Source organism: Halolactibacillus sp. JCM 19043 (assembly GCF_001310395.1).
Taxonomy (GTDB): Bacteria; Bacillota; Bacilli; order Bacillales; family Amphibacillaceae; genus Halolactibacillus; species Halolactibacillus miurensis.
On record NZ_BAXD01000004.1, the window covers coordinates 71,414 to 84,620 of the forward strand.

The 13,207-nt window shown below is 35.4% G+C and carries 12 protein-coding genes; 6 read left to right on the forward strand and 6 right to left on the reverse strand.

Annotated elements, in window-relative coordinates:
* From JCM19043_RS03930 to JCM19043_RS03940, 4 genes are read left to right on the forward strand one after another with little or no spacing between them, the layout of a single operon-like run.
* The gene (locus tag JCM19043_RS03930) at positions 1–849 is read left to right on the forward strand and encodes a PRD domain-containing protein (protein ID WP_062320176.1); all 849 of its coding nucleotides are present in this window, start codon (positions 1–3) and stop codon (positions 847–849) included.
* Between the two features lie 5 nt (positions 850–854).
* Complete coding sequence (locus JCM19043_RS16725; RefSeq protein ID WP_197274731.1) at positions 855–1,106, forward strand: hypothetical protein; 252 nt, start codon at positions 855–857, stop codon at positions 1,104–1,106.
* Between the two features lie 25 nt (positions 1,107–1,131).
* Positions 1,132–2,421, forward strand: coding sequence for a PTS transporter subunit EIIC (locus JCM19043_RS03935; RefSeq protein WP_231631390.1), 1,290 nt, complete (start codon positions 1,132–1,134; stop codon positions 2,419–2,421).
* Between the two features lie 18 nt (positions 2,422–2,439).
* On the forward strand, positions 2,440–3,801 hold the full coding sequence (locus JCM19043_RS03940; RefSeq protein WP_062320178.1) for a 6-phospho-alpha-glucosidase: 1,362 nt from the start codon (positions 2,440–2,442) through the stop codon (positions 3,799–3,801).
* 229 nt (positions 3,802–4,030) lie between these two features.
* Here JCM19043_RS03940 and JCM19043_RS03945 read toward each other — a convergent pair whose 3' ends face one another.
* From JCM19043_RS03945 to JCM19043_RS03965, 6 genes are all read right to left on the reverse strand, one after another.
* Complete coding sequence (locus JCM19043_RS03945; RefSeq protein ID WP_062320180.1) at positions 4,031–6,124, reverse strand: DUF5054 domain-containing protein; 2,094 nt, start codon at positions 6,122–6,124, stop codon at positions 4,031–4,033.
* Positions 6,125–6,136: 12 nt separating this feature from the next.
* The gene (locus JCM19043_RS03950; RefSeq protein WP_062320182.1) at positions 6,137–7,969 is read right to left on the reverse strand and encodes a hypothetical protein; all 1,833 of its coding nucleotides are present in this window, start codon (positions 7,967–7,969) and stop codon (positions 6,137–6,139) included.
* Positions 7,912–8,616 (reverse strand): hypothetical protein, encoded by a 705-nt coding sequence (locus JCM19043_RS03955; RefSeq protein WP_062320184.1) that lies wholly within the window; start codon positions 8,614–8,616, stop codon positions 7,912–7,914. The genes JCM19043_RS03950 and JCM19043_RS03955 overlap by 58 nt, the downstream gene beginning before the upstream one ends.
* Complete coding sequence (locus tag JCM19043_RS03960) at positions 8,613–9,518, reverse strand: ROK family protein (RefSeq protein ID WP_062320186.1); 906 nt, start codon at positions 9,516–9,518, stop codon at positions 8,613–8,615. Before JCM19043_RS03960 ends, JCM19043_RS03955 begins: the two co-directional genes overlap by 4 nt.
* Before the next feature lie 153 nt (positions 9,519–9,671).
* On the reverse strand, positions 9,672–9,830 hold the full coding sequence (locus tag JCM19043_RS16265; RefSeq protein ID WP_156321328.1) for a hypothetical protein: 159 nt from the start codon (positions 9,828–9,830) through the stop codon (positions 9,672–9,674).
* Positions 9,790–11,274, reverse strand: coding sequence for a class I mannose-6-phosphate isomerase (locus JCM19043_RS03965; RefSeq protein WP_156321329.1), 1,485 nt, complete (start codon positions 11,272–11,274; stop codon positions 9,790–9,792). The genes JCM19043_RS16265 and JCM19043_RS03965 overlap by 41 nt, the downstream gene beginning before the upstream one ends.
* A gap of 133 nt (positions 11,275–11,407) precedes the next feature.
* Here JCM19043_RS03965 and JCM19043_RS03970 point away from each other — a divergent pair, with 133 nt between their 5' ends.
* Positions 11,408–12,136: a GntR family transcriptional regulator gene (locus tag JCM19043_RS03970; protein WP_062320188.1), complete on the forward strand. Its 729-nt coding sequence runs from the start codon at positions 11,408–11,410 to the stop codon at positions 12,134–12,136.
* 67 nt (positions 12,137–12,203) lie between these two features.
* Positions 12,204–13,190, forward strand: a complete 987-nt coding sequence (locus JCM19043_RS03975) for an NAD(P)/FAD-dependent oxidoreductase (RefSeq protein WP_062320190.1) — start codon at positions 12,204–12,206, stop codon at positions 13,188–13,190.
* Positions 13,191–13,207 lie beyond the last annotated feature (17 nt).

The window sequence follows — 13,207 nt, forward strand, 5'->3', positions numbered from 1 at the left end:
ATGATCGTTTTACGTGTGTTTAATAATAATGCAGTCGTTGTAGAATTTGAAAAAGATAGCGGTGATAAAACTGAAGCTGTGGTGATAGGACCAGGATTAGGTTTTAAGAAAAAAACGGGTGATCCAATTGATCCGCAGTATGTTGAAAAAATATACTATGTTCAATCTGAGTTGCAGAATCGATTCTTGAATATCCTAAACTCCACTAAAGAGGAACACTTATACATTGCTGATACGGTACTTTCAGAAGCAGAAAAATTGGGCTACGAAAAAACAACAGTAGGAATAGTAGCGCTAACAGAGCATATCAGTTTTGCTATAGAAAGATATTTGAATAATATAACTTTACCAAATTTAATGTTGAATGAGATACAGTCTTTTTATCCTAAAGAATACGAAATTGGCGAATGGGCAGTTAATTATATTTACAAAAAATTGAGTTTGAACTTAGGTCAAGATGAAGCCGGGTATATCACACTTCATATATTAAATTCCATGATGAACCACAATACCAAGGACACTGTAGACTTACTTAAATTTGTAAGCGGAACGCTTGAGCTAATTGAAAGATTTTATGATATAAATTTTGAAAATAATTTATTTGATAAGAACCGCTTAGTGACACACTTAAAGTTTTTAGCTCAAAGAATGTTTTTAAACAAGGTAGAAGGAAGAAAAGATGTTGAAGATTTATACAATTACTTAATTAACAGTAATGAAAAGCATAGAGAATTTGCACCAAAATTTCTTAAATATGCTGAAGATACTTACAATATTAAACTTGATAAAGGTGAGATTGTTTACATTTTAATTCATATTACAAAATTTATCAAAAATGATCGGAGCTGAAAAAGATGAAGGCTAAAATTTATGGTAGCTTAGAAAAAGTATCAAAAACAATGGTACAACCTTTAATGTATCTTTCTGTTATAGGTATTATCATGGTTTTTGGTGTGTTAATCACGAATGATGCAGTAAAAGGAGTTTTACCTTTCTTGAATTGGGGTCCTATCCAGTTATTTGGTAACCTTATCTATGCTGGGATGATGTCTATTATTAACAATCTATCAGCTCTTTACCATTGGTATTGCAGGAGCGCTTGCTAAAAAAGATAAGCATCATGCGGTCATTATTGCGTTTATTTCATACATGATTTACTTGACTGCCAATAATGTCTCTTTAGAATCATTCGGTAAATTAGCCGAGCAAGATTCTATGTTAGGTCTTTATGGAACGGGTCAGAACACTGTTCTAGGAATGCAAGTACTAGATACTGGTGTGTTTAGTGGGATTATATTAGGCTTTATTGTTGGATATATATTTAATAAAACCTCAAATAAAACATTTAAGAAAACGTGGTTACAAATGTGGAGTGGCACAAGATGGTCAATGGTTTGGATGGCATTTGTATCAATTGCCGTTGGTTTTATCACAGTTCTTGTATGGCCTCCGATTCAAAATGTTATTGAAAGTTTAACAAGTGTTATTTCTGATACAGGTAATTTTGGTTTATTCTTATATGGTTTTTCAGAGAGAATTTTAATTCCTACGGGTTTGCATCATTTAATTTATACACCGTTCCAGTTCTCCGCTCTAGGTGGTTCGATTCAAATGGGAGGAGAAACAATTTCGGGAGCATATCCAATATTCATGGCTGAAATGAGTAATCCTGCGATAACGGAATTCTCTGATACAATTCGATGGATGCAAATCGCGTTTACTAAAACATTTGGCTATATCGGTATTGCAGCAGCATTTATAAAAACTGCGAAACCAGAGAATAAGAATAAAATTAAAGGGATGTTAATCCCGTTAGTTATTACTTCTTTTTTAGTATCAATTACAGAGCCAATTGATTTTCTTTTTGTTTTTGCTGCACCAGTATTGTTTTTAGTTCATGCTGTAATTGCTGGATCGTTTATGGTTATCTTAAATATCTTTAATATACGAGCAGCAACGAATGGTTTAAGTAGTATTATCTTAAATATTGCACTAGGACCTGAAATGACAAAATGGCCATTATTAATTGCTTTAGGAATTGCTCAAATAATTATATATTATTTCCTATTTACGTTCTTAATTAAAAAATTTAATTTTAAAACACCAGGTAGAGAAGATAAAAAGGTAAGTAATGAAGAAAAGAATAACGAGGTTGATTCTGACTTTAATATGAGAGCGCCATCAGAAGACACAAATATACTTGCTGTTATTGAAGGTTTGGGAGGGAAAGAGAATATTAATTCAGTGGATAACTGTTTTACTCGGTTAAGAGTAAATATTAAAGATGTAGATAAAGTTGACAAAGACAAAATAAATGAAGTGGAAAACAGCGGTATAGTTGTAAAAGATAAAGACATTCAAATAATACTAGGTTTAAGCGTTGGAGAAGTAACAGAAAAAGTGAAAAACGCATTAAATTAATTGGAGAGGTGAGACATAATGAAGAAAAATAAAATTTGTCTAGTTGGCGGAGGAAGTACATTTACACCGGGAATTGTAAAGTCTATTGTAGAGAGAAGTGAAGACTTAAATTTAGAAGAAGTTGTTTTATATGATATTGATGAAGAAAGACAAAAGAAAGTATCGGTTATAGTAGAATGGATTTTAAGAAAGCAATTAAAAAGTAATGTAACACTTACAGTGACAACAGATGCGGAACAAGCATTTACAGGAGCTAAGTTTATCTTTGCTCAGATGCGAGTTGGTGGTTATAAAATGCGAGAACAAGATGAGAAAATTCCATTAAGCTTTGGTTGTGTTGGGCAAGAAACATGTGGAGCCGGAGGACTTGCCTATGGACTTAGAACCATTGGTCCTATGATTGAACTAATAGATCAAGTAGAAAAGTATGCTTTAGCAGACCATTGGATTCTAAACTATTCTAACCCTGCAGCAATTGTATCTGAGGCATGTAGAAAAATACGACCAAAGGCAAGAATCATAAATGTATGCGATATGCCAATTGCAATAATTGATATGATCGCAGGTTCATTAAACATTACTGATACATCAGAGATTAAGTATGACTATTTTGGGTTAAATCATTTTGGTTGGTTTACGTCAATTACTTATCGTGATCGTGATTTGTTAGAAGAAATTAAAAATTATGTAAATGAACATAAAATATTATTACCGCCTCAATACATTGAACGGTTAAAAGAGAATAGAGCGACAGGTGACCGTCATGCAGTTAGTAGTTGGATACATGTATGGGAATCGGTATATACAATGTTACAGGCCTTCCCAGATTATTTACCTAATACTTACTTGACGTATTACTTATTACAAAAGGAAACTGTTGAACATCAGAATCCTGACCTAACAAGAGCAAATGAAGTAATGAATACCCGAGAAAAAGCATTATTTGAGGGTGTGGATAAATATTTGTCAACAGGAGAGGTTGATGAAAGTTCATTCCATGCAGGTTCTCACGGAGATTGGATAAGTGATTTAGCTGTTGCGCTTCTCAATGACACGAAAACTAGATTTTTAGTGATCACAGAAAATAAAGGAGCTATACCAAATATGCCTTATGATGCAATGGTGGAAGTACCTGCATATGTCGGGAAAAACGGCCCGGAAGTTATTGCGCAAGAACCAGTTCCGCTATTTTATCAAGGATTAATGATGCAACAGTTAAATTCAGAAAAGTTAATTGTGGAAGCGTATATCGAAAATAGCTATGAAAAAGCTCTACAATCATTTAGTTTAAATAAAACTATACCAAGCATTAATGTTGCGCGGTTAGTGTTAGAAGCACTAATTAAAGAGAATGAATCATATTGGCCTGATTTAAATTAAGTGATATCTTAATTAGAAAAAAATACAGTTTTTATACAATGTTGTGAAAATGTTTTACTTGAGAGCTTAGTGGAAAACAAAAACAATATGAAACAAAAGAAAGCACCACCGAATTGGAATGTTTAGCTAAATTACAATTTAGTGGTGTGTTTTTATCTTTGTTATTAAATTTAACTTGCGCTATAAAATTACAAACAGATATTATTTACCTAATACCGTCATGTTAAAATTACTGGATAATTTCATTTGTTTTCCATTTAAATGACAGATGATAAGTCATGTCACCTTCATACCATGCCGGGAAATTTGTCCCCCAGATGTTATTAAATAGGTTGATAAACAAACCATCATTTAAGTTCGGTAACGTATTATCAAAATTTAATAATGTGCGACGCCCCATTGACATGAGGGGAGCATCTTTTGATATTAAGTCAAATTGACCCTCATAACCTGTATAAGTCATGCCTTCATCAGACAAAATATGCATATTTCGATTGCCATTCTCTATAACATTAAGAGGATTAACGGGATAATTCATCTTATGAATAACCCACCGTGTAGGGTTTGCTACATGAATACTTGTTTCTAACCAGTAGCCCTCTGGCATCCGATTGGCTTTTTTATTTTGCCACTGGTAACTCAAATCTATTTGATGATTTTGTAAATCAACACGATAAACCAAGATGTTTTTGTTAGGTAAGCCCCATTTTTTTACATCATCTTCACGATAAGATAAATCGAACGTTATGTCGATCTGCTTGCCATGAACTTTCATGCCAGCATCTATAATAAAAGGTTTTATAATTTCATGCCTTATTTCTTTGAAAGCTTCAATCCCACGGCGACCAAAATCGCCCATAGCCCAACTCGTAGTCCAACGATTTAGCCGACTGTACTGACTAAAAAACGTTGAATAATTGCTAAAATCGAAAGGTTCATAAGATAAACCACCAAATTCTTTACCTTCATCAATTAATTGATAACCGTCAATGATGAGTTCGGATAGACCGCCGGTTTGACTGAAGGTAAAAGAGACATTATCGAAGTTATAAGGCATTCCAGGTGTGATTTTTGGTTGTTTTTCAACAATAGGCATGTTCTTTTGTTCTAATAGATAGGCACGTGCATCTTTTTGAAGGTCTTCTGGTAGTGTTTGCAAGCCCTCTTCTAAATAATGCCGTTGCTCTTGCCAGGATGCTTCATAAATACTATACCTGCGACGATCAGCCATTGAAGTCCAGTCAATGTCAGTTCTTATATAAGACATTAAATCTGCAAAATCCATCGTGTTACGATCGTGATTAAAGGTAACCAAATCTTTCTTGCGTGCAGTTTCAAAGTCATCTAAGAGGAAATTGCGATACTCAGGTAAATATACATTACCGTTTACCCCCCAAGTATGTTCTGCGACTAATAACAAATGAGCAGATAAATTTTTATATGCTTCTGAATCTCTATTCAATCTACCTGTTTTAAGCCATTTTGTGCGTAAACGAAGTAAAGCTTTATATTCAGCAATTTTCTTAGGATCGGCAGCTACTCCGTGGATCCAAGAATCTGCGATTTCTTCCTCTATAACAGGGAGTGCATCTTTATATACCATTATCCCACGCGCAAATGCATCTAATGATGAGGGGATAATATCGTATTCTGGATACTCTTTTTCTAACTTTGAGAATAACGCCTCAATTTCTTCCGTACTTTGAGGCGGTCCCATATTATCGTGACTATGAGCAAAATAAAGCGCGTCAGACCAGTCGTCGCGAGCAAAAACTTCTCCATAGTCAGTCGCGTAATGGACAATAACTTCTGAACCTTCAACCCCTCTCCAAACAAACATATTAGGGACTTTAGGAATAGCTGAGCTGGCATTAACACCAATATGCATATAGTCAATGCCAGCTTTCTTCAAGTACGGTACCATACTAATCGTGTGACCAGGAATATCTGTCATTTTAGAAGCAATCGTCGTCTTATCAAATGCGCAGTCTAATTTTTGAGAGATAGATGTTGCATAATCCATCAATTCACCGTCCATTAATTCTGTATGAATGGTAAATGGCAGGGCATGCCAATGTATGGTGCCTTTTTTAATGGCTTGCCGCATACGTTCTTTGTTTATCTCTGTTACATCAGGATGCTCCAAATACAAATCGATCAGCCACGAACCAGTTGTCCAAGTGAATTTCTCTGGTATTATTTCACCAAGTTCAAGTGCTTTCGGAATAAAATCATATAAGTATTGATGAACAACATTCTTTGCTAAATCAGTAAATCCGATATCTAAGTGCGTCTTATAAACAACATGTAAACGTTTCTGCATATTAGTTCCTTTCTAGAAAAGCATTTTTTCATTGTCATTTGGATTATAAGGAATCGTGATGACCCCTTCAATTAAATGGCGAGCGCTTTGAATAGGATGTTTAATATCTTTTTCTTTATCTCTGATCAAGTAGAGAGCATAATCCAATTCATAAAAACCGGACAGATCAACTTTAAAGTTTGTTTCCCAGAAGTTATTCATAGCCCAAGAGTACAAAATTTCTTTGTTTTTCTCATGGCTATTTTCACAACTTAACTCAACTAATTGACTATCTAATGAACCCAATGTGACAAGGGGGGTGTCTTTCATTGAAACGAATAAATGCTTGTCTTGATTTTTAAAGATGGCGCCATTATCAAGAGAGTAAAAGCTTGTGTTTGACCCTGGTAATTGATCGATACCTGGTCGGAAAATCGTACCTGATTTTTCAAAAAAGCTGTCTGTTTTTTCTGGTTGTCCATAAGTAAATGGTAAGGCAACGTATAAATTTTCAGGTGCCCATGAGCATGTTTTTTGTAAACGAATGGTGATATCTATTTGTGGAGCGTGTTTATGGACTGTTAAAATCACATCGTATATGCCAGTCCCTTCAAGTTCATATTTTAATAGCAGGACCGCGAATAAAGGACCATCAGCCAATTGTTTAATGTTTACTAATTTTGACGTATAACGTTTAGTTGATGGCGCTTTACGGTTACGTCCCATGATACTTCGGATAGAATAAGGATTAGAATCCTTAAACGAAGTCACTTCATAAACACCCATAAACGGGGCGTGTAACGCATCGGGATGAATCAGTTGTGCGCCTGTTTTTAAATCAATAATAGAGGAAATCCCCTTATGTTGATCAAGAGTAATATCTAAGTGATCTGTTTTAACACCATAAATAGAGACAGGGTGATTGTATCCTTCATACGGTGCAATGTCTTTAACTTGTTCGGCCCCGATATGGGCATGGTTATAATATTTTGCATTCATGTTGTTTTTGTTTTCTCGACGTCTTAAGTGAACGATCCGCTCTTCATTGGCCGCTAAATTGATGTTAAATGAAACTTTTTTCCCTCGAGAACTATCAGATACTTGAGATGTCAATACGTCGCCTGTTTGGCAGTCAACAACTTCAACGAAATTATCTAAAGAAGTATAGAAATATGAATCATCAACTGTTTGCCAATGTTGGACATAAATAGTTGCTAATGTTGTTACTTGTTCATCGTGTGGATTAATCACTTTATAGAAATTTTCACGGTCTAACTGGTTAGCTTCCTCTCCGTATGTTTCCAAAATATCATCCAAGTGGTTAGAAATAATCCGATTTCCATTAATGGCGTAGGACAACTTGCGTGTGTCTAGTAAGTTGACGAAAGCATCCCAAGGTTCTGATACAGACGAATGAAAGCCCCAAGTGTGCTCGGCATACATTAATAAATGATCTTCTGCCTCTTTCAATTGCGTTGGGTTCGCCTTTAATCCCTTAGGATCTAATTTATTGACTAAGCGATATTTACGCTGGGCGTCACGGTATAACTTCACACCTGCTGGAGTGGAAGATACACCATCTGCCCACCAGTCAGGCCAATCTCCGTAGTATGTAGGTATGTCTAATTCTTTACTACGTAAAATCTCAAAGAAATGGTTTAAGGTGACGAGTTCAACTTTAATATCATCTCCATACACCTTATTCCAGCGATGGATACCCTCCATCATACGCGGACTTGGTGGAGAATTATCTGTGACAATGCCACTCATCATGACAGGACAAAAATCAAAAGGATAGTTTTCTTCTTCTAAAAGGTCAAAGTAACCAAAGATACGCTGTTTTGTGACTTCGAATTGATCTTCCAATCCTTCTCAGTAAACCCGTTTATATCGTATTGTTTACTTTGATCTGTATTTGGGGCAAATAAAAAGTCATTCCCAATTTGGTAGTGATCACCATTCCAAACTAAAACTTTTTCACCAGATTGCCCTTCCCAGTAAAAGGGCAGTTGCTTTTTGAATAGCGGGAACATACCATGGTGTGTGTGTAAACAAGAAAAGAAGTTACGCACGCCATTTTTATACATAATATCAACATACCCCCAAGAGAATCCATTGATATCTGCTGTCATGGCGGAATCAAATTTACGATTGAATTGGTTAACATAGTCTTTTGCAGTTGCGAATTTCTTATCTAACATGACAGGGTCAACTAGCTCAGTAAAGTTGAGGTATGTTAAAGAAATATCGATGAAGCCTTTTTCTACATACTTTTCAAATGCCGTTTTCTCTTCATCTGTAGCCTGTGCTAAAAATTGCTCCACTTGCCAATAGTTTTCACAAACATATTTGTATCCCTCCCACTGAGGGGTTTTACCGGCTTCAAGATCATTTAAAAAGTGAATGACTTGTCGTATATAGTTAACATGATGACGCGATATTTTTTCTTGACGATCTGTGTAACCAATATCGGTATGAGAGTGATGAATTAAATACAATGTCTTTTGAGTCATAATGAATCTCCTTTATTTTTTAAAATAATGTGATAAAGTCCGTATAGTGTTGCTGCTGTTGTATCTAGACTTCGCCTAACCACAGGGTAAGTAGTACCCCACTCCTTTAACATCGAATGTTTAAATAGGTCAAGGCTTTGGCTAATTTGCCCGCCGAAAACAACCTCATCTGGTTGGAATTCAGCTATAAAGGATGCGAGGCCTTCTCCAACGCATATCCCGAAGGTACTAAAAACGTCTCGAGCGAGAGTATCTCCTGAAAAAGCGTTGTTTGCTAATGCCTTACCATTAGTAAATGGATAATTTTTATCTAAAGCTATTTTCTTTAGACCATTAATAGACAAGTGTTCATCAATGATGCCAGTTCTAAAGGGTATATCAAAAATCATCCCTGCAGAATTAAGTCCAAAACCAGATGTGACTACTTGATTATCTGCAATGAAACTAGACCCACATCCAGTTCCAAGCGTTATATACATTCCTCGATTAATGTCGGATGTTTGGTGATACTCTCCTAAAGCAAAACAAGTCGCATCGTTTTCGAAAATAATGGGAATGTTTATATAACCCTCATCAAATAGCCAACTTTCAATTCTTCGACGCAAATTCACGTTATAAATGGCTTCATACTTTCGTAGGCCTGTCATTAGACTTACTCCATTTAGGTAATCAAACGGACCTGGAAAAGCAAAGCCAATACCGCTAAAGTGGTAATCGTGTTTAAAACGATGAATAAAATCTAAAATGATTGAACGGAAATGATCTAGAATAACCTCGCTGGATTGATCAGATAGCGAAGGGAAATGCACATGGTGTTCTAATAGTAATGCCTTGTCTTGTGTAAGGGCGTTTATTTTTATTTCAGTTCCTCCGACATCAAGTAATAAATAATAATGTTTCATTGTTGTTCTCCCATCATTAACGGATATAAGCTTTCATGGTTATACACTTTTTCCCTTTCGCCCTTCCACTAGGAGAAATCTTATATTTTTTAACGCTTTCTGGTATGATAACGGTTTGCGCATAATGAACGACAAACGTTTCAAATGATTGATCTAACTTTCTACCGTTACTTCTTCCCCTTCAACTAAGTTGAAGACATTCACACTATTATGATTGTCGTGAATCACAGGTGAATTAAACGTGTGTCGTCTTGTCTCGATAAACTCCATCTCATGTAAACCTGTTTTTTCTTCTATCCACTTCACCTTCATCAACCACTATGAATTGATTAACCAACTCTTTCTTGACCCAATCTTCATCTCGGCGCATATCTAAGTTAGGTTCACCATGGTATAAATGAACGGTACGTGGTTTTCCATCTAAATCTACACGTCCCCAATCCCATAATTTAAATGTAAAACGATTAGGTGTGGAACTGATTTCTAGTACCACGCAATCAGCACCACTTGAGTGAATGGTACCAGCTGGAATTAAATAATGATCATGTTTCTTTATTTTATGTTGATAAATGTACTTTTTATCATCAAAAACCTCATCACCGGATTCCGCCCGTCTTAAGGCACTCATTAATTCTTGTTTCTCAACCCCTTTATTAAAGCCTAAATAAACGTGAGCATCATCACGATCTGCATGCAAAATGTAGTAACTCTCATCTTGTGTATAATGCGAACCAAACGTGTCTTGTAGATAACTTAATTTCGGATGGACTTGTAAACTTAAGTTTTGTCCGCCAACAGTATCTAGGAAATTAAAACGTATCGGAAACTCTTCTCCAAATTTTCCAAAGACCCGGCTTCCTAAAATATCTTCACCATAAAAAAATAACAAGTTGCTTCCAGGTGATTCAAATTCAATGCCATTAAAGTTCAGTAACAAACTATTCTCTTCTGGAACGCCATTAAAACTCCAAGCAAGGTTGACTTTATCTCTTTCTAAATTAAAAGTGTCCTGCATCCAATGGCCACCCCATACACCTGAGTCAAAGAATGGTACGAGTGAAAAGGGTTGTTTTGAAACTTCTTTTAATCCGGCTAAGTAATCATCTGTTCGAATCATGACGGGGACTCCTTTATGATGAGTATCTAAGACGTATGCCGATTTTGGTAAGACATATTTTTTTTGTTTATCTGCTACACGCCATTCAAAGAAATAGCCTCTTTTTAACATGCGATTTGGATCTTCCCCAGCATTATTGGCGCGCCAATTGCTAAAAGCACCTGAACGATAGCGCTGTTGGATTTCCCACCGTGACAGATCGGCATAGACCAATAAATCAGATATTGTAACAAGACTTGCGCCAACACCGTAAACAACAACTAATCCATTCGATGCTATGACAGCATTAATTTTTTCTTGCACAGCTTGGTGTTTGTCCTGATTGATAAAATCTGATAATGCGTGATGACTCATCACACCAAAAATACGGTCATCGGTTAAATTGTGAGCAATCATTTCATCTATTTGCATCTGTTCAATAAGGATCTCATCTGTATGGATAATTAAATCTGGCTGTAGCTTATTAATGAGTGAATTCTTGATTTCTTGCTCGTCTACTATCGGATAATTTTCTATTGTTATGACATTAATACGTTTATGCGTTATTTCTTGCTTTAATTGTTGAACAATGGCAGTATAATTTATATACGCTGTAATTTGATTTTTAATATTTACGGAAGGGCGACAATTATAATTCATTGATATAACACTCCTTATATAGGTTTAATAAATTATATCATGATTACTTTGTCTATTTTGTTTATTTTAAACCCTTTTAAATCAATGTTTTTGTGATATTGTTATATCATTAGAACAAAAGGAGCGATAATTCATGATAAATGATAAAAAATCACAACCACTTTATGCGCAAATTGCTAACGACTTAAGAGAGAATATTCGTACGGAGAAATGGACCGAAGGTCAACGCATTCCAACAGAAATGGATTTATGTGATATGTACCACGTCAGTCGTATAACAATCCGTAAGGCTGTTGAAGAACTTGTTCGTGAAAATCTGTTAGTTCGAAAAAAAGCTAAAGGTACATTTGTTAATCACTACTCACCTGAAAAAACGAATCATATGACGATGATTAAAAGTTTTACTAGAGAAATGCGCGAGCAGGGAAAAGTTGCGTCAACTATTCACGCAGAAGTCAAAAAAGTCACAGCCGATTATCAGGTTGCAAAATATTTAAAAATTAATCCGGGTGAGGAAGTTTTAATGTTGAAACGTATTCGGGGATCTGATAAAGATTTTTTAGCATATTTTGTGACTTATGTACCTTATCAAGCTTACTTTTCATTAGAATCTAAAGACTATTACGGATCATTTTATGAGTATTTAAATAGCTTTAACATATTCCCAACACAACAAGTTGAATATGTCGAAGCGATACTTTCTAATAAAGAAATTCAAACATTATTAAAATTAACAAAACCCGAACCAATATTAAAGCGTGTTAGGTTTACTACAGATTTAACTAATGGTTTTTCTGAGTACACAGAATGTTATTATGTTGGGAAAAAATATAAATATTATTTAGATTTTTCAACGAACTAAGAAACATGAGAGACACTCACTTTTGTCTTACTTGAGTGTCATTTACTGAAAAGGAGCTGTTTAAAAGATGAGATATATTACTACAGTGATTGTTGGGGCAGGTTTAACAGGGATTATGTCTGCCCGTACGTTAAAAGATAAAGGATATGAAGTATTACTGATTGATAAGGGGAAAAGTGTGGGTGGTCGTATGGCGACAAGACGCATAGATAGTGGGAAAGTCGATCATGGGGCACAGTTTTTTACTGTACGAAACGAACGATTTCATTCCGAAGTTGATCAATGGCTGAAACAAGGTTTTGTTAAGCGGTGGTTTGGTGAGAGCCATCCACGTTATATGAGTCCAGGTGGAATGAATGCTCTAGCGAAAACACTCGCAAAAGATTTACCTGTTCAGCTAAAGACAGAAATTAGTCAAATTGAACAGCAGCGTGATGGCTATATTGTACGTTCAACAACGGGTGAAGAAATTAAAACAAAAACCATCATTCTTACTATTCCAGCACCTCAAGCAGAAGCGTTGTTAATCAATAGTAAGATAGAAATTAATGAAACGGAAATGGAAAAACTTAAACACATTACGTTTAATCCTTGTTTCGTAGGTCTGTTTAAACTCTCAGATAAACCGGAACTACCTGAAAATGGTCACTTAGATCAAGGCTTGCCAGAGGGTATGATGAGAATCGTTGATCACTACAAAAAAGGTATCTCTGATGAACGAACTGTAAGCGTGTATATGACTGGTCAGTGGAGCAAAGAATATAATGATGAAACGAGTGAGCATGTTTTAAATCATATGATTAACTTATCGAAAGATTATTTTGATCGTCAATCAATTCTGTCCCAACAGTTGAAAAGATGGCGGTATGCTGAAGCGGTACAATTTTTAAAAGAACCTTACCTTGAAATGTCACGTGATAACCGCGTTATTCTAGCTGGAGATGCTTTTTTATCTAATGAAGATCCCGCAACACATACAAGGTTAGAAAGTGCTTTTATATCAGGTGTATTAGCAGCAGAGCATCTGGCTCAAATGTTGACTCACAAATGGTAAATGATAGAATCATGTGC

Excerpts from the sequence above, each read along its gene's own strand:
- JCM19043_RS03955 (WP_062320184.1), bottom strand. The coding sequence starts at position 8,616 with ATGACTCAAAAGACATTGTATTTAATTCATCACTCTCATACCGATATT.
- JCM19043_RS03970 (WP_062320188.1), top strand. The coding sequence starts at position 11,408 with ATGATAAATGATAAAAAATCACAACCACTTTATGCGCAAATTGCTAAC.
- JCM19043_RS03960 (WP_062320186.1), bottom strand. The coding sequence starts at position 9,518 with ATGAAACATTATTATTTATTACTTGATGTCGGAGGAACTGAAATAAAA.
- JCM19043_RS03940 (WP_062320178.1), top strand. The coding sequence starts at position 2,440 with ATGAAGAAAAATAAAATTTGTCTAGTTGGCGGAGGAAGTACATTTACA.
- JCM19043_RS03930 (WP_062320176.1), top strand. The coding sequence starts at position 1 with ATGATCGTTTTACGTGTGTTTAATAATAATGCAGTCGTTGTAGAATTT.
- JCM19043_RS03975 (WP_062320190.1), top strand. The coding sequence starts at position 12,204 with ATGAGATATATTACTACAGTGATTGTTGGGGCAGGTTTAACAGGGATT.
- JCM19043_RS16265 (WP_156321328.1), bottom strand. The coding sequence starts at position 9,830 with ATGAAGGTGAAGTGGATAGAAGAAAAAACAGGTTTACATGAGATGGAG.
- JCM19043_RS16725 (WP_197274731.1), top strand. The coding sequence starts at position 855 with ATGAAGGCTAAAATTTATGGTAGCTTAGAAAAAGTATCAAAAACAATG.
- JCM19043_RS03945 (WP_062320180.1), bottom strand. The coding sequence starts at position 6,124 with ATGCAGAAACGTTTACATGTTGTTTATAAGACGCACTTAGATATCGGA.
- JCM19043_RS03965 (WP_156321329.1), bottom strand. The coding sequence starts at position 11,274 with ATGAATTATAATTGTCGCCCTTCCGTAAATATTAAAAATCAAATTACA.